The following is a 23,019-nucleotide window of genomic DNA, read 5'->3' on the forward strand; positions in this document are numbered from 1 at the left end:
CCGACCCGCTGGGCTATGGAAAGCGGGCGGAGAGGACGTGAACGCGTCACGGATCAGGGCGGAATCGGATGGGTTTGGCTTATCGGGCCGACGTGGACGGCTTGCGAGCGGTTGCGGTCGGAAGTGTCGTTCTGTACCACAGTCATATCCCGCCGTTTACAGGCGGCTATATCGGAGTTGACGTCTTTTTCGTCGTTTCCGGTTTTCTGATTACTTCGATCCTTTATCGGGAAATCAAGTCCGGCACCTTTTCACTGCTGGATTTCTATGATCGCCGCATCCGGCGCATCTTCCCCGCCTTGTTCCTGGTGCTGGCGGTGACGACGCTGCTCGCCGCGTACGTCCTCCTGCCGCGGCAGATGGTGCTGTATTCCAAATCGCTGCCGCCCTCGGCGCTGTTCTACGCCAACCTCTATTTCGAGCAGACGCTCAATTATTTCGGGCCGAAGGCCAACGATACGCCCCTGCTGCACCTGTGGTCGCTGGCGGTGGAGGAGCAGTTCTACATCGTCTTCCCGCTGCTGCTGTTCGCCCTGCTGCGGTTCGGCGGGCGGGCCCTGGCGGTGGGCGCCATCGTGGTCATCGCGGTGGCCTCGCTCGCCTATGCGCAGATCGCCGTGACCGAGGCGCCCTCCATGGCGTTCTACATGCCCATGAGCCGGGCCTGGGAGCTGATGGCGGGGTCGATTCTCGCCCTCGTGGCATGGCCGCGCGTGGCGCCGAAGATCGCGGCGTGGGTGGCGCTGGCCGGCATGGCGGCGATCATCGTGCCGGTCTTCGCCTATAATTACCTCACCCCGTTTCCCGGCTTTGCCGCCGCGCCCGCCGTGCTCGGCGCGGTGGCGGTGATCTGGGCCGGGGCCTGCGCGCCGGAGGGCGTGGTCTCGCGCGTGCTGAGCCTGCCCGGCTTCGTCTACATGGGCCGCATCTCCTATTCGCTCTATCTGTGGCATTGGCCGCTGCTGGTGCTTGGTGTGGTGTGGAAGGGGCGCTCCCTGACCTATTTCGAGGCCGGGGGCGTGGTGCTGTTCGCGGTGCTGCTGTCGGCGCTGTCGCTGAAATATGTGGAGACGCCCCTGCGCCGGCCGCAGGCGCTGGGCGGCAACCGGCTGGCGCGCTTCGGCGCGGGCGCCGCCGCGATCCTGGTGGCGGTGGGGGTTTCCGCCGGCATCGCGCAGGCGGGGCGGGGCTTCTGGCCGATCTCCCCGCGCGGCGCCGCGGCGGAGGCGGCGGCCGACGACCAGAGCCGGGTTCAGAAGAACTGCAACAACATGCCCGAGGGCTGGCGCCCCCGTGACCTGACCGCCATCGTGGATTGCGCGCGGGGCGCCAAGGCCGCCGAGGGCCGCTATGACGCGGTGGTGTGGGGCGATTCCCATTCCGGTGCCGCCTTCATCGGCTTCGCCGAGGAACTGGAACGCCTGGGCCTGACCACGCGCATGATGACCATGCCCGGCTGCCCGCCGCTGCTCAGCGCCGCGCGCTCCAGGGGCATCGGCCCGCCCGGCGCCTGCAACGCCTTCAACGAGACGGCGCTGGAAGAGATCCGGCAGGTGAGGCCCAAGCTGGTGATTCTGGTGGCCCGCTGGTCCCTGGTCACGCGCGGGCCGGCGCTCAATGCTGCCCTCATGCGCGGCCGCGGCGGCGAGCCGCCGGAGGTCGAGCAGCTCTTCAAGTCCCTGCTGGAGGGGCTCGATACCACCATCGAGGCCGTCACCGCGCTCGGAGCGCGGGTGCTGCTGGTGGGGCAGGCGCCGGAATATCGCTACGCCCCCAACCACTGCTTCGCGTGGAAGGAATTCTACGGCGGCGATTCGAACGCCTGCCTGTCCCAGTCGCGGGCCGATGCCTTCTTCTACCTCGCCGACGGCAACGCCCTGCTGGCGCGGGCGGCGGCGCGGCATCCGGGCACGGACGTGTTCCTGTTGTCCGACGTGTTCTGCGACCAGGACCGCTGCCGGGCCAGCAAGGGCGAGGATTTCTTCTACGTGGACGGCGACCACCTCTCGGCCACCGGCGCCCGTCTGTTCAGCGTCGACGACCGGCTGCGCGGCATCCTGACGGCGGCCCTGGCCGGCGCCGTCCGCCCCGGCGCGAGCGCGGAATAAGGCGCGCGGAGGCCGGACGCCGGTGTGCGTCCGGCCGCTCGGATTTGCCCGCCCGTGGGCGCTGGGCTATGGAACGTCGGCGGCGAGACGTGAAAACGGATCAGGGCGGTTAAGAATGGGTTTGGCTTACCGGGCCGACGTGGACGGCCTGCGGGCGCTTGCGATCGTGCCCGTCGTGTTGTTCCACATCCACCTGTCGGCCTTCCCGGGCGGCTATGTGGGCGTCGATATCTTCTTCGTGATATCGGGGTACCTCATCACGGCCATCCTGTTCCGGGACATGAAGGCTGGCCGCTTCAGCCTGCTCGATTTCTACGACCGGCGCATCCGCCGCATCTTCCCGGCCCTGTTCGTGGTGCTCGTCGCCACCACGCTGGCTGCCGTCTTCATCATGGTGCCGTCCGATCTGCTGCTCTATGCGCGCAGCCTCAGGGCCACCACGCTGTTCTTCTCGAACATCTATTTCGCGAAGAATCTCAATTACTTCCAGCCTGAGGCCGACCTCAACCCGCTGCTCCATACCTGGTCGCTGGCGGTGGAGGAGCAGTTCTACATCTTCTTCCCGCTCATCCTGTTCGCGCTGATCCGCTGGGTGCGCCCAAACCTGCTGCGGCCCATCATCCTGGCGCTGATCGTGGTGTCGCTGGCCCATGCCGAGATCCGGCTGTCGCGCAATCCCATCGAGAGCTTCTTTTCCCTGCCCACGCGGGCGTGGGAGCTGCTCATCGGCTCCGCCCTCGCTTTGGGACTGGTGCCCTTGGTGACGCCGCGCAAGGGGGCCTGGCTGTCGCTGGCGGGCCTCGCGCTGATCGTGTGCGCCATCGCCTTCTATGATCGGCACACCCGCTTTCCTGGCCTTGCGGCGCTGGCGCCGTGCCTTGGGGCCGCGCTCATCCTCCATGGCGGGGCCTCGGGCGCGAAGGGCGTCGTGCAGCGCCTGCTGGCGTCGCCGGTGCTGGTGTTCTTCGGGCGCATCTCCTATTCGCTGTACCTCTGGCATTGGCCGCTGCTGGTGCTGGTCGGCTACTACCTTGAGCGGCGGCTGTCTCCCACCGAGGGGCTTCTGATCGCGGCCGCGAGCGTGGGCCTTGCCACGCTCTCCCTGTTCTATGTGGAAGCCCCCTTCCGCAAACGCCACCGGGCCGGCACCAGCCGGTGGACGCCGGTGTGGGCGGGGGGCGCGGCCATGGCGCTGGTGGTGGCGTTCGCGGTCACCGCCATCGCCCGCGACGGGCGGTTCTGGCCCATGTCCGCCTTCGCCCAGCAGGCTGATGCGCTGGCCCGCGCGCAGGACCCCTATATGTCCTGGTGCAGCGCGCCGCTGAGCGGCCCCATGCGCATGCCGGCCAAGCCCGAATGCGTGGTCGGCGGGCAGGCGCCTGCGGAGGTATCGTCGGGGGCCGTGGCGGCGGCCGTTTCGCCGCCGTTCGACGTGCTGCTATGGGGCGATTCCCATGCCAGCGCGCTCATGGCCGGGCTCGGCGAGGCCGCCGCGAAGGCCGGCGCCTCCCTCCGCCTGGTGATGCTGCCGGCCTGTCCGCCGCTGGGCGAGGTGGTGACCCTGCACGAGAGCATCAAGGGGCTGGAGCGCCAGTGCCCGGCCTTCAACCGCGGGGTGCTGGAGCTGATCGCCGAGAAGCGGCCGAAGCTCGTGATCATGGCCGGGCGCTGGTCGCCCTGGACCAGCCTGCAGCCGGGCTTCGCCATCCGCGACGGCAACGACCGCTATCTCTCGGCGGAGGAGGCGCGGGCGGAATTTGCCCGAGGGCTCAAGCGCAGCGTGGAGGGGGTGACGCGGCTCGGCATTCCGGTGGTGCTGGTGGGGCAGGTGCCGGAATTCGGCTTCTCGCCGCCCCATTGCATCACCCGCGCCGAGTTCTCCGGCGCCGACACCGCCCGCTGCCTGAAGCAGGACCGGGAGAAGACCCTGGCGGGGCTCGCCGCCTCCAACCAGGTGCTGCTGGATCTTGCCAAAGGCAATCCGCTGGTGACCACGGTGCTGCTCTCCGACCGCTTCTGCGGCAAGGAGACCTGCCCTGCCATGGAGGCCGGCGCGCTGATCTATCGCGATCCCAACCACCTGAGCGTCGAGGGCTCGCGCGCCGCCGCCGGCTTCATCAATCTCGCCGGCATTCTGCGCGCCGCCGCCGGCGGCCAGCAGGCGGCGGGGCAGGGGACAGGACAGGCCTCGCCCCCGGCCATCCGCTGAGGGGCCTCGCCCGCGCGCCGCGCCGGCTCAATCCTGGTCGAGCAGGCCGGCGAGCTTGAGCGCCACGCCCTGGGAGCCTTCCACCTTCAGCCGTCCGGTGGAGAACGCCATCAGCGGCCCGATGCGGCCGGTGATCAGCTTGTCCAGCGTATCGGTGGAGAGCTTGAGCACCGCATCCGCCTCGCCCGAGCCCTCGCCCACCTCCACGCCGCCGCCGGTGGCATCCAGCAGGATGGCCTCGCCGGTGTCGGTGAGGTCGAAGCGCACCTTGTAGCCCAGCTCGGACAGCGCATTCGAGCGCTCGCGCATGGCTTCGACGAGGGAGGAAAGATCGGCCATCCGTGTCACCTCAAAAAAAGCCGCCCCGGAAGCGGGGCGGTGGGAGGAAGTCGAGAATCGGTACGTCTGGTTCCAGGGGGCAGGCCCCCAGAACATGACCCCTCAGAACATGGCCTCGTCGAGGGCCATCATGGAGGCCTTTCCGGCCTTGATGGACCCCCACAGCGCCGCCACGTCCGGCAGCAGCTTCTCGATGAAGAAGCGGGCGGTGGCGATCTTGGCCTCGTAGAAGGCGGCGTCGTCCGGGTTGGAGACGCGCTTCTCAAAGGCCACTTCCGCCATGCGCACCCACATGTAGCCCAGCGCGACCATGCCGAACAGGCGCAGGTACTGGGTCGCCGCCGCGCCCGCTTCCTCCGGGTCCTTCAGCCCCTTCTCGGCGATGTGGGCGGTGGCGAGCTGGAGCGCGCCGAACGCCTTGGACAAGGGGGTGATCAGCGGGCCGAGATTCTCGTCGTCCAGCTTGGCATCCATGTAGTTGAGCACGGGATGGAAGAAGGAGCGCAGGTAGCGCCCCATGTGCGCCGGCAGCTTGCGGCCCACGAGGTCGAGGGCCTGCACCCCGTTGGTGCCCTCGTAGATCATGGCGATGCGGGCATCGCGCACATATTGCTCCATGCCGTGGTCGCGGATGTAGCCGTGGCCGCCATAGACCTGCATGCCCATGGAGGTGGCCTCGAACCCGAGGTCCGTGAACAGCGCCTTCACGATGGGGGTCATCAGCGCCGTGAAGTCCTCCGCCCGCTGGCGCTCCTGCGCATCTTCGGCATGCTCCATGAGGTCGAGCGCCCGGGCCACCCAGCCGGCGAGCGCGCGGCAGCCCTCATTGTAGGCGCGCATGGTCATCAGGGTGCGCCGCACGTCCGGGTGGACGATGATGGGATCGGCCGGCTTGTCCGGGTGCTTGGCGCCGGAGAGCGAACGGCCCTGCAGGCGCTCCTTGGCGTAGGCCACGGCGGCCTGGTAGGCGGCCTCGCCGAGGCCAAGGCCCTGGGTGCCCACCGACAGGCGCTCGGAATTCATCATGGAGAACATGGCGCGCATGCCCTTGTGGGGCTCGCCCACCAGCCATCCGGTGGCCTCGTCGAACGACATCTGGCAGGTGGATGAGCCGTGGATGCCCATCTTGTGCTCGATGCCGGTGCAGGTGACACCGTTGCGCGGACCCACCGAGCCGTCGTCGCGCGGCAGGAATTTCGGCACCAAGAACAGGGAGATGCCCTTGATGCCCTTGGGCGCGTCCGGCAGGCGGGCCAGCACCAGGTGGACGATGTTCTCCGCCATGTCGTGCTCGCCGGCGGAGATGAAGATCTTGTTGCCGGTGATCTTGTAGCTGCCATCCGCCTGCGGCTCGGCCTTGGTGCGTACGAGGCCGAGGTCGGTGCCGCACTGGGGCTCGGTGAGGCACATGGAGCCGGACCACACGCCATCCACCATCTTGGGCAAAAAGCGGTCCTTGAGCTCCTGCGAGGCGTGATTCTTCAGCGCCTCATAGGCGCCGTGGGTGAGGCCGGGGCAGATGCCGAAGGCGAGGTTGCCGGAGCAGAGCATCTCCTCCACCAGCTTGTTCAGGCTCGCCGGCAGGCCCTGGCCGCCATACTGCGGATCGCAGGCGATGCCATTCCAGCCGCCCTCGCAGAACGCCTTGTAGGCTTCCTTGAAGCCCTTGGGGGTGCGCACCACGCCGTTCTCATAGGTACAGCCTTCGAGGTCCGCCGACTGGTTGAGGGGGGCGAGCACCTGCGTGACGAATTTTCCGGCCTCTTCCAGCACGGCGTCGATGAGGTCGGGGGTGACCTCCTCGAGGCCCTTGAGGGTGGAGAGCTCGGCGCTGCCGTGCAACTCGTGGAGGACGAAGCGCATGTCGCGCAGCGGCGGGGTATAGACCTGCATGGCGTTTTGCTCCCGTGTCTGTGTTCCTGCCTCGCCGCTCACCAGCCCTGTGGCCGGGAGCGGGGGCGGAGCGTTTCTAACCATCGTCATGCCCGGGCTTGTCCCGAAGTCGGCTGTTGCCGACTTCGGTTCCCGGGAGCCGGAACTCGGGAACACCCGAGTTCCGGGCATCCACGCCGTGCCGCTGGCGCTCCATTCGGAGCTTTGACCCGGCCTGACCGCGTGGATGGCCGGGTCAAGCCCGGCCATGACGGCCTGAACATTCTTCTCCCCGGCCAAGTGGCCGGGAGCGGTGCGAACCCTCCCCCGCTTGCGGGGGAGGGCAGGGTGGGGGCTGGTGCCTTTCCACCCCGGCGGCGACTCTCTGCGGGGAGGCCCTACCCCTCCCCAACCCTCCCCCGCACGCGGGAGAGGGGGTGGACCGCTTCTGCCCGACCGCCGCCGTCCTCAGTTCCTGAGCGGCCGGCCTGTTTCGAGAATGTGCTCGATGCGGTCCAGCGTGGCGGTGGTGCGGATGAGCTTCATGAAGCCGTCGCGCTCCAGCTCCAGCAGCTTGGCGGCGGGCACCGGCTCGATGTGGTCGGCGCTGCCGCCCGTGAGCACTTCCGCCAGCACGCCGGAGACGACCGTGTCGTGCTTCGTCGCCATGCCGCGCTTGGCGAAGCCCGCCACCGCCATGTCCATGGCCACCTTGCCGGTGGGACCCGGCAGGAAGAACTCCACGGGCTTGGGCGGCGCGTAGCCCTCCACCAGCGCCAGGGCTTTCGCCTTGGCGTCTGCAAGCAGCCGGTCGCGGTTCATGGTGATGCCGTCGCTTTCGCGCAGGAACTTCAGCTCCTTCGCCTCGGCGGCGGATTTCGCCACCGTGGCGGTGGAGACCGTCTCGAACACCTTGGAGGGCGCCGGCATGGGACCCTTGGGGAATTTCGGATCGGTGGCCCAGCGCTCCAGCATGGCGGTGCAGCCGCCCCAGGCGGGCAGCACGCCCACGCCGCACTCGACTAGCCCGATATAGCTCTCCGCATGGGCCTGCACGGCGCTGGCGTGGAGCAGGATCTCGCACCCGCCGCCCAGCGCCAGCCCCGAGGGGGCCGCCACCACCGGGAAGGGGGCGTATTTCATGTCCTGGTAGGTCTTCTGCCCGGTGACCACCAGCTTCTCCACCTCGCCGAAGGCGCCGATGTTGCAGGCAAACAGCGCGAGGCCGAGATTGGCACCCACTGAGAAGTTCGAGCCCTCGTTATAGATGACGAGCGCCTTGTGCTTTTCCTTCACCAGCTTCAGCGCCCTGCCGAGCAAGGTGATGATGCCCTCATCCAGCGAATTGCTCTTGGAGGTGAATTCCAGGCACACCACCCCGTCGCCGATATCCCACAAGGCGGCGGAGCCGTTCTTCAGCAGCGGCTGCGACTTCAGCTTGATGTCGGCCAGCAGCAGCACGCCGTCCGGGCGCACCACGTCCTGGTAGCTGCCGTCGAGGGCGAGATACTGCCGCGTGCCGTTTTCCACCCGGTAGAAGGGGGTGTCGGCGGCCAGCGCGAGCAGGGCCGGCACCTCCTCGCCATCGGCCGCGAGCAGGCCGGCAAGGCGGGCGGCGCCGATCTTGTCGATCAGCTCGAACGGCCCGAATTTCCAGTTGTAGCCAAGGCGCATGGCATCATCGATGGCGACAATGTCGTCCGCCGCCTCGGGCACCAGCCGCGCGGCATACGCCAGCGTCTTCGCCATGACCGAACGGGCATAGCGCCCCGCCGTGCCGGGGGCTTCGAGGAGGGCGAAGATGTCCTTGCTCCCGCCGTCCTCCAGCTCCGGCACACTCGCCTTTTCCTGCGCGCGGTAAGCGCCGGTGGCAAGGTCGATGGCTTCCTTCGCCTTGCCGCCATTGTCGCGATTGAGCCGGTAGAAGCCGCCCTTGCCCTTGCGGCCGGTATAGCCGGTCTCGATCATCTTCGCGATCAGCGGCTCGTCGCGCAGGGTAGCGTGGAACGGGTCGGAGGCCGGCAGGGCGCGCTTCAGCGAGCCCTGCACATGGGGCATGAGGTCGAGGCCCACGAGGTCGATGAGGCCGAACACGCCGGTCTTGGGAAAGCCGAAGGGCCGGCCCATCACCGCGTCCGCCTCCTCCACCTTGAGGCCGAGGCGGAAGGCCTCGCCCACGGCGAGCTGCAGCCAGTAGGTGCCGAGCCGGTTGGCGATGAAGCCGGGGGTGTCCTTGCAGGTCACCACCGTCTTGCCCAGCTTCACGTCGGCGAAGCGGGCGACGGCTTCCACGGTCGCGGGAGCTGTATCGGCGCCGGCCACGATCTCCAGCAGCCGCATGTAGCGCGGCGGGTTGAAGAAGTGGGTGATGAGGAAGTCGCGCCTGAAGCTGTCCGGCAGCCCGGCGGTGAGATCGGCGAGCGGAATGGTGGAGGTGTTGGACGACACCGCCGAGCCGGGTCGGCGGGCGGCCTCGATCTTCGCATAGAGCGCCTGCTTGATGTCGAGGCGCTCGATCACCGCCTCCACGATCCAGTCGCAGGAGGCAAGATCGGCGAGGTTGTCCTCGATGTTGCCGGCGGTCACGAGCTTGGCGGCGCGCTTCGACATGAAGGCGGCGGGATCGGCCTTCAGCAGCTTCTCCACCGCCTTTTCGGCGATGGCGTTGCGGTTGGCGGCGCCCTCCGGGACGATGTCGAGGAGTAATGCCTCAATACCGGCGTTGGCCACATGGGCGGCGATGCCGGCGCCCATGACGCCGGCGCCGATGACGGCCACCTTTTTGATGTCGAAGCCGCCGATGTCGGCGAAGCTCTCGATATGGGTTGCGTTGGTCATGACGCGCCCCCTCAGACGCGTTCGAGGACGGTGGCGATGCCCTGTCCGCCGCCGATGCACTGGGTGGCGAGGGCGTATTTCCCGCCCTCCCGCTTCAGCAACGAGGCGGCTTTGCCGACGATGCGCGCCCCCGTGGCCCCCAGTGGATGGCCGAGCGCGATGGCGCCGCCGTCGATGTTGAGGGTTTCGTCGCGGACGCCGAGTTCGCGTTGACAGGCAAGGGCTTGGGAGGCGAAGGCCTCGTTCAGCTCCACCACGTCGATCTGGGAGATGTCGATGCCGGCGCGGGTCAGCGCCTTCTTCGTCGCCGCGACCGGGCCGATGCCCATGATCTCCGGCGCGCAGCCAGCAACCGCAACGCTTTTCAGGCGGGCGAGGGGCTCCAGGCCATGCTTTTGCGCATAGTCCTCCGAGCACACCAGAACGGCAGAGGCGCCATCGGTGAGGGGGGAGGAAGTGCCGGCGGTGACGGTGCCGTGCTCATCAAAAGCGGGCTTCAGACCGGCCAACTGCTCGGCCGTGGCATCGCGGCGGATGCAGCCATCCTGGGTCGCGCTCTTGCCGTTGATGTGGATGGAAACGATCTCGCCGGCGAACTTGCCGGCGGCCTCGGCCGCAGTCGCTTTCGCATGGCTTTTCAAAGCGAAAGCGTCCTGGTCGGCACGGGTGATCTGCCACTTGGCGGCGACGTTTTCCGCCGTCTCGCCCATGCCCATGTAGGCCTGCGGGAGCTTGGCGTAGAGCGCCGGATTGGGCATGGGATTGAAGCCGGTCATGGGCACGCGACTCATGCTCTCGATGCCGGCGCAGATGAAGACTTCGCCGGCGCCGAGCTGGATCTGTCCCGCCGCCATGTGCACAGACTGCATGGACGAGCCGCAGAAGCGGTTCACCGTGGCCCCGGCGATGCTGTCCGGCAATCCAGCGATCATGCCGATGAGGCGGGCGATGTTAAAGCCTTGCTCTGCCTCGGGAAAAGCGCAGCCGACGATGAGGTCTTCGATGTCCTCGACCTTGACGCCGGTGCGGGTCACCAGCTCCGCCACCACCTGTGCGGCGAGGTCATCCGGGCGCACGCGTGCCAGTTCACCCTTCTTGGCAAGGGCGAAAGGCGAGCGGGCGTACCCCGCAATCACAACGTTTTGCATGGGCTCTCCTGCCTATATATCTTGTTGATCCACGCCTGATCCCGCTTTGATCAGATTGCATTGCAACCAAATCAATAAAACGATCTCATTTTTAAACTTAGAGACGTCATTTCTTCGGATTTACACAACCCGAGTACATCCGACTCTGGCGCGGGGGCCGAATGGGGATTCGGTCAGCCGGCGGCCTTCTTCTGGGCCGCCTCCTGTTCGAGGGCGGACAGGGTCTGCTCCTCGATTTCCTTCAGCTCGACGATGCTTTCCTCGAGCGCAAGGCGCTGGTCTTCCAGCATTTCGAGCCGCACCTGCACCTTCTTGAGGAGCAGGCGCATCTGTTCCGCCTGGGTCGGGTCCATGTCGTAGAGATCGAGGTATTCCTTGATCTCGCGCAGGGAAAAGCCGAGCCGCTTGCCGCGCAGGATGAGGACCATCCGCGCCCGGTCGCGCTTGGTGTAGACACGCATGGTGCCGGCGCGGCGCGGGGTGATGAGGGCCTTGTCCTCGTAGAAGCGGATCGTGCGCGGGGTCACGGACAGGTCCCGAGCCAGCTCGGTGACCGTGAAGAACGTGTCCGTCAGGGCGCTTCCGGCGCCGCGCTTGCCTGTGGATGCCACGGCTTCACCTATACGTCATCTATCCGCCCCGAAGATACATGCTTTGACCCTCGGCGCAAGCCCCGATTCGGCAGGATTTTATCGCGATTGCGTCATCGGCCGGGATAGATGCAGGCGCTGGCGAGGGCGTTGAGAGGGCCTGGGGGAAGGCTTGCCGAAGCGCGCGTCTTCGATCTTAAATTGCAAATGTCCCGGCGTACCCTCACTTCACCCCGGCGGGGAGGTTCAGGTCGGACAACTGTGGCGCATTTACAACGAGTTTGTCTTTCCCTTGCGATCATCTTCCAGGTTAAATGAACTCAGTTGACGCAGATATTCGTTTAGGCATGTTAGGTGACGTGTAGGGCATTGAAAAAACCAATACTGCACTGCAATGTGCCGGGCCCAGAGGAAACTGTCTCAAACGGGGGTAACCCAATGATGATGCGCGACTGGGCCGTGCGGGCGGCTCGAGTGCTTGTTCTTCCCATGGTCGCCGGCGCGGCCGGGCAGGCGCATGCCGGCGGCTTCGGCCTGCGCGAGCAGAGCTCCTATTACCAGGGCACGGCTTTCGCCGGCACTGCGGCGGGGGGCGAGGGCCTCGCCTCCATGTTCTGGAATCCGGCAGCCATCAGCTTCACGCCGGGCCTCAGCGTGGAAGGCAACGTCACCTACATTGCGCCCCACGCGTCCCTCGACGTCTATTCCGCCACCGCCCCCCTCACCGGGGCCTCGCTGGGAACGACAGGCGTCAGCGACATCGTGGGCAACGGCGTGCTGCCGACCACCTACATCTCGTATGCCTGGGAAAAATGGGCGGTGGGCTTCGCGGTCACCTCCCCCTTCGGCCTCGTGACCGACGCGCCCTGCAACTTTTCGGGCCGGTATTACGGTTGCTACAATCGCATCTTTGACATGAACGTGCAGGCCTCCGTGGCCTACAAGGTCAATGAGTGGCTGACCATCGGCGGCGGTTTCAATGTCAATTACATCGATGCCAAGCTGACCAACGCGCAGTTCGCCGGATTTACACCGCCCTTGAACAATCTTTACGCCGAGGTGAACGGCGACGACCTTGGCGTGGGCTTCAATCTCGGCGCGTTGTTCACGCTTGCGCCGGGAACGACGCTCGGCATCGGCTACAAGTCCTCTATCGACCAGAACCTGTCCGGCACCCTCAACCTGTCGGTGGCCAACATCACCACGGTCAATCAGGTGGCCGCCAATGCGGGGCTGACCCTGCCTGACCAGGTGACGGCCTCGTTCCGTTCGCAGCTGACGCCGCAATGGACCGTGCTCGGCACGGTGGAGTGGACCAACTGGTCCACGGTCCAGCAACTGGTGGTGACCTCGCGCGGCATCCCGGTGAGCACGCTGGACCTCAAGTGGAACGACGGCTGGTTCTTCTCCGGCGGCGTCGAATACCAGTGGGATCCCAAGCTCGCGCTCCGCGCCGGCATCGCCTACGAGCTGACCCCGGTGCCGGACGAGACGCGCTCGCCGCGCCTGCCCGATACCAACCGCCTGTGGCTGTCGGGGGGCTTCACCTACAACTTCACCCCGCAATTCTCGTTCGACTTCGCCTACAGCCACATCTTCGGCGAGAACAGCCCCATCGGCCTCTACGCGTCCGATCCCGCGAACGCGCTGCGCGGCTCGCTGGTGGGCGAGGTGAACGATGGCTACGTGGACATCGTCTCGGTGGGCCTGCGCTACAAGTTCGGTGCTCCGGTCACCGCCGCGCTGATCACCAAGTAAGCGCATTTCCGGCCATCCGCTGCAGGGCGGGTGGCCGGAAGCTGCCGCCGGGTGAGTTGCATCCATCGTGATCCGGGCGCAATCGCATCCGATACTGCCTGACCTTGCGTGAGAGGCTTGAGCATGCTGCGGTCCAGCGCGGTGTGAAAGTGCTCCGTTTGGTCGCTTTTTAACGCGAACCGGTGCCCACCCCGCCCAGACATGCTCTGCTGTCGACGAGCGCGCGGGATACAATAAGATGGCACCGGCGGAAGGAGGGACGTCCATGCTCCATCGCACCGATGGCGGGGCCGTGGCCCCCGCGCCCGTGCCCGAGCTTCTCGACACCAGCGTCGCCGAATTCGGCGACCGCCCCGCGCTCAGCTTTTTCGGCCGCAAATGGACCTATGCCCAGCTCGGCAAGCTGGTGGACCAGGTGGCGGCCGGGCTCCAGGCGCAGGGCGTGCACAAGGGCATCAAGGTGGGCCTGTGCCTGCCCAACACGCCCTATTCGGTCATCTTCTTCTTCGCCATCATGAAGGCCGGCGGCACGGTGGTGAATTTCAGCCCGCTCTATGTGGAGCGCGAGCTGCGGCACCAGATCCGCGATTCCGGCACGACCATCATGGTGGTTCCGGACCTGAAGCTGATCCATTCGCGCGTCGCGGCCGTGGCGCAGGAAGCGGGCCTGAAGACCATCATCGTGTGCCCCATGTCCGGCATCCTGCCGTTTCCCAAGGGGCTGCTCTTCAACCTTTTCAAGCGCAAGGAGAAGGCGCAGTTCAGCCTCGGTGACGGACTGCACCTCGCTTATGGCACGCTGCTGCGCCACGGCGATCGGCCGCAGAAGGTGGAGGTGGACGTCGAGAACGACGTGGCGGTGCTGCAATATACCGGCGGCACCACCGGCGTGCCCAAGGGCGCCATGCTCACCCATGCCAACATCTCCGCCAATGCGGAGCAGGTGATCATCCATGCCGATTGCCGGCGCATCGGGGTGAAGCGGGTGCTGGGCGTGCTGCCCCTGTTCCACGTCTTCGCCATGCAGACGGTGATGCTGATTCCCATCTGCCTCGGCGCCGAGATCATCCTGGTGCCGCGCTTCCAGCTCTCCGACCTGCTGGACCGCATCGAGCGGGAAAAGCCCACCATGTTCCCCGGTGTGCCCACCATTTATGCGGCCATCAACGGCGTGGCGGACATCGACAAGCGCGACCTGAAATCCCTGACCCTGTGCATTTCCGGCGGCGCTCCGCTCCCGGCGGAGGTGCGCGAGCGCTTCGAGAATCTCACCAGCTGCAAGCTGGTGGAGGGCTATGGCCTCAGCGAGACCTCGCCGGTGGTGACCGCCAACCAGCCTCTCGGCCGGGTGAAGGACGGGTCGGTGGGCACCGCCCTGCCGCAGACGGTGATCGAGATCCGCGACCTCGAGGACGTGCGGCGCATCGTCCCCCAGGGCCAGAAGGGGGAAGTCTGCGTGCGCGGCCCGCAGGTGATGAAGGGCTATTACAATCGCCCGGAGGAGACCGCCTCAGCCTTCATCGACGGCGCGTTGCGCACCGGCGACGTGGGCTATCTGGACGCGGACGGCTTCCTCTTCCTCGTGGACCGCATCAAGGACGTCATCCTGTGCGGCGGCTACAATGTCTATCCACGGGTCATCGAAGAGGCGCTCTATCTGCATCCGGCGGTGGCGGAGGCGGTGGCCATCGGGGTGCCCGATGCCTATCGCGGCCAGGCGCCCAAGGCCTTCGTCACCCTGCGCGCCGATTCCGAGGCGTCCCCCGGTGAGCTGATGGACTTCCTATCGGCCCAGATCTCCAAGATCGAGATGCCGAAGGCGGTGGAGATTCGCGACAGCCTGCCCAAGAGCGTGGTGGGCAAGCTCTCCAAGAAGGAACTGGTGGAGGAAGAGCGCCAGCGCGAGCAGGGGTAGGGCAGCCGTTTTCAGGGAGGAACAGGATGCCCTGCGCTGCCGCATGGTATCCTGTTCCGGTCATGTGACCGGAAACCCCGCCCGGCTTACCTCTGCCCACACTTGCCTCTGGAAGCCGGCTCGCGTATATGGCCGGCCATCCCACACGCGGACATCAGGCCATCTGGCCATCCGGTGCCCTCTCCCTTTCGGGGGTAGGGGTACGTCCGCGGAGGCTCAACCGGAGAATACCCAAATGGCGCTTCCCGATTATTCGATGCGCCAGCTGCTTGAAGCTGGCGTGCACTTTGGACATCAGTCCCACCGTTGGAACCCGAAGATGGCGCCGTACATCTTCGGCGTGCGCAACAACATCCACATCATCGACCTGTCGCAGACCGTGCCCGCGCTGCATCGCGCGCTGCAGGCCGTCTCCGACACGGTGGCCCAGGGCGGCCGCGTGCTGTTCGTCGGCACCAAGCGCCAGGCCCAGGAGCAGGTGGCCGATGCCGCCCGCCGCTCCGCCCAGTATTATGTGAACTCCCGCTGGCTCGGCGGCATGCTCACCAACTGGAAGACCATCTCCAACTCCATCGCCCGGCTGAAGAAGCTGGAGGAGATGCTGTCCGGTCCCGAGCAGGGCTCCGGCTACACCAAGAAGGAGCGCCTGACGCTGTCCCGTGAAAAGGACAAGCTCGACAAGGCGCTCGGCGGCATCCGCGACATGGGCGGCCTGCCCGACCTGCTGTTCGTCATCGACACGAACAAGGAAGACATCGCCGTGAAGGAGGCCCAGCGCCTCGGCATCCCGGTGGCAGCCATCCTCGACACCAATTGCGATCCGGACGGCATCGCCTTCCCGGTTCCCGGCAATGACGACGCCGGCCGCGCCATCCAGCTCTACTGCGAGCTGGTTGCCCGCGCCGCCATCGACGGCATCGGCCGCGGCCACAGCGATCTCGGCTTCGACACTGGCGCCGAAGAGGCTCCGCTGGTGGAAGACCTGCCGGTGGAAACCAGCGCCTGGTCGTCCTTCGAGCCCCTGTCGGGTCCGCGCGGCGTTGCTGACGACCTGAAGAAGCTCACCGGCGTCAGCCCCGAGATCGAGCAGAAGCTCAACGATCTCGGCGTGTTCCACTTCGGCCAGGTGGCCGGGCTCGACGCGCTCGACGCCCACCGCATCGGCGAAGAAGTGGGACTGCCCGGCCGCGTGGACGGCTGGGTGGCCCAGGCCAAGGAGCTGTCTGCCGAGGTCGAGTGACCTTGTCGCAGATCTGATAGCGAATCGAGAGTAATGGGGCGCCTGGGGCGCCCCCACGGCCGGCTCGGGCACCCCCTGGCCGGCCGTGGCGCGAGAAGAAGGGATTTTTGACATGGCTGCGATCACCGCCGGGCTGGTGAAGGAACTGCGCGACAAGACCGGCGCAGGCATGATGGATTGCAAGTCTGCGCTCACCGAGACGAACGGCGACATCGAGGCCGCCATCGACTGGCTGCGCAAGAAGGGCCTCGCCAAGGCCGCCAAGAAGGCCGGCCGCGTGGCCGCCGAGGGCTTGGTGGCGGTGGAATCCTCCGGTCACTATGCCGCCGCCATCGAAGTGAATGCGGAAACCGACTTTGTCGCCCGCAACCCCGACTTCCAGGCGTTCGTGCGCGAGGCGGCAAAGGTCGCCCTCAACACCGACGGCACCGTGGAAGCGGTGGCCGCCGCCAAGTTCCCCGGCGAGAGCGTCACCGTTGGCGAACGCCTGACCGCGCTCATCGCCACCATCGGCGAGAACATGACGCTGCGCCGCTCCGCCAAGCTCTCCGTGTCGGCCGGCGTCATCGCCAGCTACGTGCACGGCGCGGTGGTGGAAGGCCAGGGCCGCATCGGCGTTCTGGTGGCGCTTGAGTCCACCGGCGACGTGGAGAAGCTCTCCACCCTCGGCCGGCAGATCGCCATGCACATCGCGGCGCTGAACCCGCTGGCGCTTGACGCCTCCGGCATCTCCGAGGAGACCATCGCCCGCGAGAAGGCCATCCTGCTCGAGAAGCACCAGGGCAAGCCCGCCAACGTGCAGGACAAGATCGCCGAGAGCGGCATCAAGAGCTTCTTCAAGGAGGTCACCCTCCTCGACCAGGCCTTCGTGCACGACGGCTCCAAGTCGGTCTCCCAGGTGCTGAAGGAGGCCGAGGGCCAGGTCGGCGCGCCGCTCAAGCTCACCGGCTTCGTGCGCTTCGCCCTGGGCGAGGGCATCGAGAAGGAAGAGACGGACTTCGCGGCCGAGGTGGCTGCCGCCGCCGGCCAGTCCTGATCAAGTTTCGGTTCTGACTAGAGCGCTTTCCGTTCGCACCGGCTCACGGGAAGCGCTCTAGAGGCTCGTGTTGACGCGTTTTCTTCACGCGAACCGATATCCACGTCGCTCGAAAACGCTCTAAAGGGCAAGGGGGGCTCTCATGACCGCTTCCACGGCGGACGACTCGGACTTCCCGGAGCCCCAGGTGCCGTTCGCGGCTCCGGGCCTCCCTTATCCCCGCATCCTGGTGAAGGTCTCCGGCGAAGCCCTGATGGGCTCGGAGCCATTCGGCCTCCATCCGCCCACCGTGGCCCGCATTGCCCGTGACTTGGTCGCGGCCCGTGCGCTTGGCTGCGAGGTGGCGGTGGTGGTGGGCGGCGGCAACATCCTGCGCGGTGCCCGGGTGGCCGGCGAGGACCTCGACCGCGCCACCGCGGACCACATGGGCATGCTGGCCACCGTCATGAACGGTCTCGCGCTTGAGGCCGCCATCGAGGCGGCGGGCGCGCCGGCCCGCACCCTGTCGGCGATTCCCATGCCGACCGTCTGCGAGCCCTACGCCCGCCAGCCGGCCAACCGGCACCTGCGGCGCGGGCGCATCGTCGTGCTCACCGGCGGCACCGGCAACCCGTATTTCACCACGGATACCGGCGCGGTCCTGCGCGCCGCCGAGCTGGATTGCGACGCGGTGCTCAAGGCCACCAATGTGGACGGCGTCTACACCGCCGACCCCAAGAAGGACCCCACCGCCACGCGCTACGACCGCATCACCCACGACGAGGCGCTCGCCCGCGACCTCAAGGTGATGGATGCGGCCGCCTTCGCCCTTGCCCGCGAGGCGTCGTTGCCGATAATCGTGTTCGATATTCGCGAGCCGGGCGCCATCGCCACGGCCGCGAAGGGTGAAGGCCGCGTGACGGTCGTCGCCCCTTGAGCCTGCAGTGCGCGGGGCGATTGGGCTTCCGCGCATTATCGGGTCAAGGGGTGCTGGTCGTTGGCTGGGATCTTGGGTTGGGGTTCAGGCTGGAATCGGGGACTGGGGGCGCATCGGGAGGGCTGGACGGTTAGGAGTGGCGGGCTTTGCCGCACCTCCGCCGGGCGCTCTGCATCGCACCCGCGCGCTGCCATCAAGAAGCCGCACCATCCTGTCATCCGCGCCGGCGCAAGTCTTTTGCCCGGAGCTGCTTTTGCCCGGAGCCCCGCATCCTGACGCGGGGTTCGTCCATTCGCATGGAAACCGAAACGTTTCCATGCGAATGGAGCGGGCCCTGACAACAGACTACAGAGGTTAGCCATGACCACCGGGACCTTCGACATGTCCGATCTGAAGCGCCGCATGCAGGGCGCTGTCGGCGTGCTCAGGGACGAACTGGGCGGGCTGCGCACCGGGCGCGCCTCCGCCAGCCTGCTCGACCCCATCACCGTCGAGGCCTACGGCGCGCGCATGCCGCTGAACCAGGTCGCCACCGTGTCGGTGCCGGAAGCGCGCCTGCTGTCGGTGCAGGTGTGGGACCGCAGCATGGTGAGTGCGGTCGAAAAAGCCATCCGCGACAGCAATCTCGGCCTCAACCCGAATACCGAGGGCCAGGTGCTGCGCCTGCGCATCCCGGAGCTGAACCAGGAGCGCCGCCAGGAGCTGGTGAAGGTCGCCCACAAATATACCGAGGCGGCCCGAGTCGCGGTGCGGCATGTGCGTCGCGACGGCATGGACCACCTGAAGAAGGTGGAAAAGGACGGCGAGATGAGTTCCGATGATCTCGACCGCCTGTCCAAGGACGTGCAGAAGGCCACCGACGAGGCCATCGCCGAGATCGACCAGACGCTCGCCCAGAAGGAAAAGGAAATCCTTTCGGTCTGAGGAGCCGCTCTTGAGCCCGGAGCAAGCCATGTCCCTACGCGCCGCTGCGGGCGAGGCCGCCGTTACCGAACGGTCGCCGGCTGTCGTCCCGGTGCATGTGGGCGTGATCATGGACGGCAACGGACGCTGGGCTACCTCGCGCAAGCTGCCGCGGGTGGAAGGCCACCGGCGCGGGGTGGAGGCGCTGCGCCGCTGCGTGCGCGCCGCCCGCGAGGTGGGCATCCGCTTCCTTACCATCTACAGCTTCTCGTCGGAGAACTGGTCGCGGCCGTTGACCGAGGTGCGGGAGCTGATGGGGCTCCTGAAGCTGTTCCTGCGCCACGACTTGGCCGACCTGCATGCCGACAACGTGCGGGTGAAGGTGATCGGCGAGCGGGACAATCTCGCTCCCGACATCCGTCAGCTGCTGGTGGATGCCGAGGCGCTGACCTGCAACAACACCGGCCTCACCCTGGTGGTGGCGTTCAATTACGGCTCGCGGCAGGAGATCGCAGCCGCGGTCTCGCGCATCGCGGCGGATGTCGCCGCCGGTCGGGTGCGCCCCGAGGACGTGGATGTGGACATGATCTCCCAGCGGCTGGAGACGGCCGGCATCCCTGATCCCGACCTCATCGTGCGCACCTCCGGCGAGCAGCGGCTCTCGAACTTCCTGCTGTGGCAGGCGGCCTATTCCGAGTTCGTGTTCCTGCCCATCTACTGGCCGGATTTCGACAAGGCCGCCCTGCTGTCGGCCATTGACGAATATGCCCGGCGGGATCGCCGCTTCGGCGGCGTCACCAAGTGCCCGGGACCCTGACCCCCGTGAATTTCGGTTCCGATCTGAAGCATCGGACGCTCTCGGCGCTCGTCCTCGTGCCGGTGGTGCTCCTGGCCGCCTATCTCGGCGGCATCCCCTTCGCCATCCTGTGGGTGCTGGCCGGGGGCGCGATTCTCTATGAATGGGCGACCCTGGCGCGGCTGGACAACCGGCCGCTCTATCTCGGCATCGGCGGGCTCACGCTGATCGCCGGCGGGGTCCTCGCCGTGTCGGACATGCCGGCCTACGTCTTCAGCGCCGTTGGCCTTGGGGCGGCGGCTGCGGCGCTGGCGACCCCGCGCCAGAGCGGCTGGGCCATGATCGGCCTCATCGTCGCCGGCAGCGCGGCCCTGCCGGTGGTGATCCTGCGCGGCGAGACGCCGCTCGGCCTCATCGCGGTGCTGTTCCTGTGCGCGGTGGTCTGGGCGACCGACATCTTCGCCTATTTCACCGGTCGCGCCCTGGGCGGGCCCAAGTTGTGGCCGCGCGTTTCCCCCAACAAGACCTGGTCGGGCGCCATCGGCGGAACCCTCGCCGGCATGGCGGCGGGCGTGCTGGTGGCGGCGATCCCCGGCGGGGCCGCGCTGCTGCCGGTGGCCGGGCTCGCGCTGGGGCTCAGCATCATCAGCCAGGCGGGCGATCTGGCCGAATCCGCGCTCAAGCGGCTGTTCGGCGTGAAGGATGCGAGCCGCCTCATTCCCGGCCATGGCGGGCTGCTGGACCGGCTCGACGGATTCGCTGCCGCATCCCTTGCCGCCGTGGTGGTGGCGCTCCTGCGCAGCATGAGCGATCCAGCGGCCGGGCTGCTCTTGTGGTAGGACCTGTTGCATGAAGCGCCTTTCCATCCTCGGGGCCACCGGCTCCATTGGCCACAGCGTCCGGACCCTCCTGGCCGATGCGCCTGGCCTCTACGAGGTGGAAGCGGTGGCCGGCGGCCGGGATGTCGCGGCTCTGGCCGAGACCGCCCGTGCACTCAATGCGCGCTTCGCCGCCATTGCCGATCCGGCGGCGGGCAGGGCGCTGGCCGAGGCGCTGGCCGGCTCCGGCATCGCCAGCGGCGCCGGGCCCTCGGCCCTGATCGAGGCGGCGCAGCGCGAGGCGGACGTGGTGGTGAGCGCCATCGTCGGCGTGGCGGGCCTCGCGCCCACGGTGGCGGCCTTCGCGCCGGGCCGGCGCATCGCGCTGGCCAACAAGGAATGCCTGGTGGCCGCAGGCGCCTTCTTCATGGCCGAAGCGGCGCGGCAGGGCACCGAGATCCTGCCGGTGGACAGCGAGCACAACGCCATCTTCCAGGCGCTGGAGGCGGGCCCCCGCAAGGCGGTGGAGAAGATTACGCTGACGGCCTCGGGCGGCCCGTTCCGGCTCAAGAGCCGGGAGGAGATCGCGCGGGCGGTGCCGAAGGACGCGCTGAAGCACCCCAACTGGTCCATGGGCGCCAAGATCACCATCGATTCGGCGACCCTCATGAACAAGGGCCTCGAACTGATCGAGGCGATGCACCTGTTCGCCCTGCCGCCCGAGCGCTTCGATGCAGTGGTGCATCCCGAGTCGGTGGTCCACGGGCTGGTGTCGTTCGTGGACGGGTCGGTCACCGCCGGCCTTGCCATGCCCGACATGTGCGTGCCCATTGCCCATTGCCTCGCCTTCCCGGATCGAATCGTCACCTCCTGCCGCCGGCTGGATCTGGTTGCCCTGGGCCGCCTCACCTTCGAGGCGCCGGACGAGGCCCGGTTCCCTGCGCTGGCGCTCGCCCGCGCCGCCATGGCCGCCGACGGGGTGGCCGCAACCATCCTCAACGCGGCCAACGAGGTGGCGGTCGCCGCCTATCTTGAAGGGCGGATCGGCTTTTACGGCATCACCGATACCGTTGCCGCGACGCTGGACCGCATCAATGGCGGCCCTGCGCCCGCCAGCGTCGCCGATGCCATGGAGGCGGATGCACAGGCACGACGCGCCGCTGCCGTGCTCTTGCCTAAGTTTTCCGCAAAGGCATCTTAGGATCAGTTTGTCGCCTCGGCTGGCGGCAGGATTGTGTACCGTCCGTTGCGGCGGACGATGGTCTTGATGCCGGGTGGCCCGGCAGTATCAGGTCGGTTCAGGCGCGGGACTTCCCTCGTGCCGGGTGCCGCCCGCGGGAAAAGAGGTTCCGATAATGGATGTGCTTTCCGGTTTCGGCGCGCACCTGGGCAGTCTTTCGTCCTCCCTTCTCGGATATATCGTTCCCTTCCTGTTCGTTCTGACCCTCGTGGTGTTCTTCCACGAGCTCGGTCATTTCTGGGTGGCGCGGCGCGCCGGGGTGAAGGTGCTCACCTTCTCCCTCGGCTTCGGGCCGGAGATTGCCGGCTTCAACGACCGGCACGGCACCCGCTGGCGGCTCGCCGCGGTGCCCCTGGGCGGCTATGTGCGCTTCTTCGGCGATGAGGACGCGGCCTCCACCCCCAATCAGGCGCGCCTCGCCGAGATGACCCCGGCCGAGCGGCGCGAGAGCTTCTTCTTCCAGCCGGTCGCCTGGCGCGCCGCCATCGTGGCCGCCGGGCCGATCGCGAATTTCCTGCTCGCCATCGTCATCTTCGCCTTCGTCTTCATGGTGTTCGGCAAGCAGGTGACGGCGCCACGCGTGGATCAGGTCAATCCCGGCAGCGCGGCCGAGAGCGCCGGCTTCAAGCCTGGCGACCTGGTGCTGGAGATCGACGGCGCCAAGGTGGAGAGCTTCTCCGACATGCAGCGCATCGTCGGCAGCCGTGCGGGGGAGGGGCTCGCCTTCACCATCGAGCGCGGCGACCGGCAGCTCACCCTCACTGCCGTGCCCGAGCTGAAGGAGGTGAAGGACCCCTTCGGCAATGTGCACCGCACCGGCCTGCTCGGCATCTCTCGTTCCCTTGCGGCAGGTGACGTGACCACCCACCGCTACGGGCCGGTCGAGGCCGTTGGCCTGGGTGTCCAGGAAACCTGGTTCGTGGTGACGCGTACCTTCGGTTACCTCGGCGGGCTGATCGCCGGCCGCGAGTCGGCCGACCAGCTGGGCGGGCCCATCCGCATTGCCCAGGTGTCGGGGCAGGTTGCGACCTTTGGTATCGGGGCACTGCTATCTCTGGCAGCAGTGCTGTCCGTTTCCATTGGATTGCTTAACCTCTTTCCCATCCCGCTGTTGGATGGCGGCCACCTTCTGTTCTACGCTTTCGAGGCGATCCGTGGGCGTCCGCTGAGCGCGCGCACACAGGACATCGGCTTCCGTATCGGCCTTGCGCTGGTGCTGATGCTGATGATTTTCGCCACGTGGAATGACGTGCTGCATATTGCTGCAATGTAAGGGTTTTTGATTTGCCGCAC

At 67.2% G+C, this 23,019-nt stretch carries 17 protein-coding genes; 12 read left to right on the forward strand and 5 right to left on the reverse strand.

All coding sequences use genetic code 11. From position 1 onward, the window contains the following. Positions 1-68 precede the first annotated feature (68 nt). Positions 69-2,108: an acyltransferase family protein gene (locus FZ033_RS17205; RefSeq protein ID WP_149577319.1), complete on the forward strand. Its 2,040-nt coding sequence runs from the start codon at positions 69-71 to the stop codon at positions 2,106-2,108. A gap of 115 nt (positions 2,109-2,223) precedes the next feature. Next, on the forward strand, positions 2,224-4,317 hold the full coding sequence (locus FZ033_RS17210; RefSeq protein WP_149577320.1) for an acyltransferase family protein: 2,094 nt from the start codon (positions 2,224-2,226) through the stop codon (positions 4,315-4,317). 27 nt (positions 4,318-4,344) lie between these two features. On the opposite strand, the gene FZ033_RS17215 is transcribed toward FZ033_RS17210, so the two are convergent. From FZ033_RS17215 to FZ033_RS17235, 5 genes are all read right to left on the reverse strand, one after another. Next, the gene (locus tag FZ033_RS17215; protein ID WP_149577321.1) at positions 4,345-4,656 is read right to left on the reverse strand and encodes an SCP2 sterol-binding domain-containing protein; all 312 of its coding nucleotides are present in this window, start codon (positions 4,654-4,656) and stop codon (positions 4,345-4,347) included. Positions 4,657-4,758: 102 nt separating this feature from the next. After that, positions 4,759-6,549, reverse strand: coding sequence for an acyl-CoA dehydrogenase C-terminal domain-containing protein (locus FZ033_RS17220; RefSeq protein ID WP_149577322.1), 1,791 nt, complete (start codon positions 6,547-6,549; stop codon positions 4,759-4,761). Positions 6,550-6,996: 447 nt separating this feature from the next. Further along, positions 6,997-9,366, reverse strand: coding sequence for a 3-hydroxyacyl-CoA dehydrogenase/enoyl-CoA hydratase family protein (locus FZ033_RS17225; protein WP_149577323.1), 2,370 nt, complete (start codon positions 9,364-9,366; stop codon positions 6,997-6,999). 11 nt (positions 9,367-9,377) lie between these two features. Then, the gene (locus FZ033_RS17230; RefSeq protein WP_149577324.1) at positions 9,378-10,514 is read right to left on the reverse strand and encodes a thiolase family protein; all 1,137 of its coding nucleotides are present in this window, start codon (positions 10,512-10,514) and stop codon (positions 9,378-9,380) included. 173 nt (positions 10,515-10,687) lie between these two features. Beyond that, the gene (locus FZ033_RS17235) at positions 10,688-11,125 is read right to left on the reverse strand and encodes a MerR family transcriptional regulator (protein WP_138398445.1); all 438 of its coding nucleotides are present in this window, start codon (positions 11,123-11,125) and stop codon (positions 10,688-10,690) included. A gap of 453 nt (positions 11,126-11,578) precedes the next feature. On the opposite strand from FZ033_RS17235, the gene FZ033_RS17240 reads away from it, so the two are divergent. From FZ033_RS17240 to rseP, 10 genes are all read left to right on the forward strand, one after another. After that, positions 11,579-12,862 (forward strand): OmpP1/FadL family transporter, encoded by a 1,284-nt coding sequence (locus FZ033_RS17240; protein WP_188079553.1) that lies wholly within the window; start codon positions 11,579-11,581, stop codon positions 12,860-12,862. 265 nt (positions 12,863-13,127) lie between these two features. Then, positions 13,128-14,777 carry a long-chain-fatty-acid--CoA ligase gene (locus FZ033_RS17245; RefSeq protein WP_149577326.1) on the forward strand — a complete coding sequence of 550 codons (1,650 nt, stop codon included), beginning with the start codon at positions 13,128-13,130 and terminating at the stop codon, positions 14,775-14,777. Positions 14,778-15,012: 235 nt separating this feature from the next. Continuing rightward, entirely contained in the window at positions 15,013-16,017 is a 1,005-nt protein-coding gene (locus FZ033_RS17250; RefSeq protein WP_149577327.1) for a 30S ribosomal protein S2, read from the forward strand. Positions 16,018-16,129: 112 nt separating this feature from the next. Next, a complete protein-coding gene (gene tsf / locus FZ033_RS17255; protein ID WP_138398449.1) occupies positions 16,130-17,053 on the forward strand; it encodes a translation elongation factor Ts in 924 nt (307 codons plus the stop codon). 142 nt (positions 17,054-17,195) lie between these two features. Next, entirely contained in the window at positions 17,196-17,969 is a 774-nt protein-coding gene (gene pyrH, locus FZ033_RS17260; RefSeq protein WP_232847544.1) for a UMP kinase, read from the forward strand. A gap of 360 nt (positions 17,970-18,329) precedes the next feature. Next, positions 18,330-18,893 carry a ribosome recycling factor gene (gene frr, locus FZ033_RS17265; RefSeq protein ID WP_149577328.1) on the forward strand — a complete coding sequence of 188 codons (564 nt, stop codon included), beginning with the start codon at positions 18,330-18,332 and terminating at the stop codon, positions 18,891-18,893. 28 nt (positions 18,894-18,921) lie between these two features. Then, positions 18,922-19,689 carry an isoprenyl transferase gene (locus FZ033_RS17270; RefSeq protein ID WP_149577329.1) on the forward strand — a complete coding sequence of 256 codons (768 nt, stop codon included), beginning with the start codon at positions 18,922-18,924 and terminating at the stop codon, positions 19,687-19,689. A gap of 5 nt (positions 19,690-19,694) precedes the next feature. After that, positions 19,695-20,507, forward strand: coding sequence for a phosphatidate cytidylyltransferase (locus tag FZ033_RS17275; RefSeq protein WP_149577330.1), 813 nt, complete (start codon positions 19,695-19,697; stop codon positions 20,505-20,507). A gap of 10 nt (positions 20,508-20,517) precedes the next feature. Next, positions 20,518-21,687 (forward strand): 1-deoxy-D-xylulose-5-phosphate reductoisomerase, encoded by a 1,170-nt coding sequence (gene dxr, locus FZ033_RS17280; protein WP_149577331.1) that lies wholly within the window; start codon positions 20,518-20,520, stop codon positions 21,685-21,687. A 154-nt stretch (positions 21,688-21,841) separates the two neighbouring features. After that, positions 21,842-22,999 carry an RIP metalloprotease RseP gene (gene rseP / locus FZ033_RS17285; protein ID WP_149577332.1) on the forward strand — a complete coding sequence of 386 codons (1,158 nt, stop codon included), beginning with the start codon at positions 21,842-21,844 and terminating at the stop codon, positions 22,997-22,999. The last annotated feature ends 20 nt before the right edge of the window (positions 23,000-23,019 follow it).

Origin of the sequence: Xanthobacter oligotrophicus, from assembly GCF_008364685.1 — a bacterium.
Taxonomy (GTDB): domain Bacteria; phylum Pseudomonadota; class Alphaproteobacteria; order Rhizobiales; family Xanthobacteraceae; genus Xanthobacter; species Xanthobacter oligotrophicus.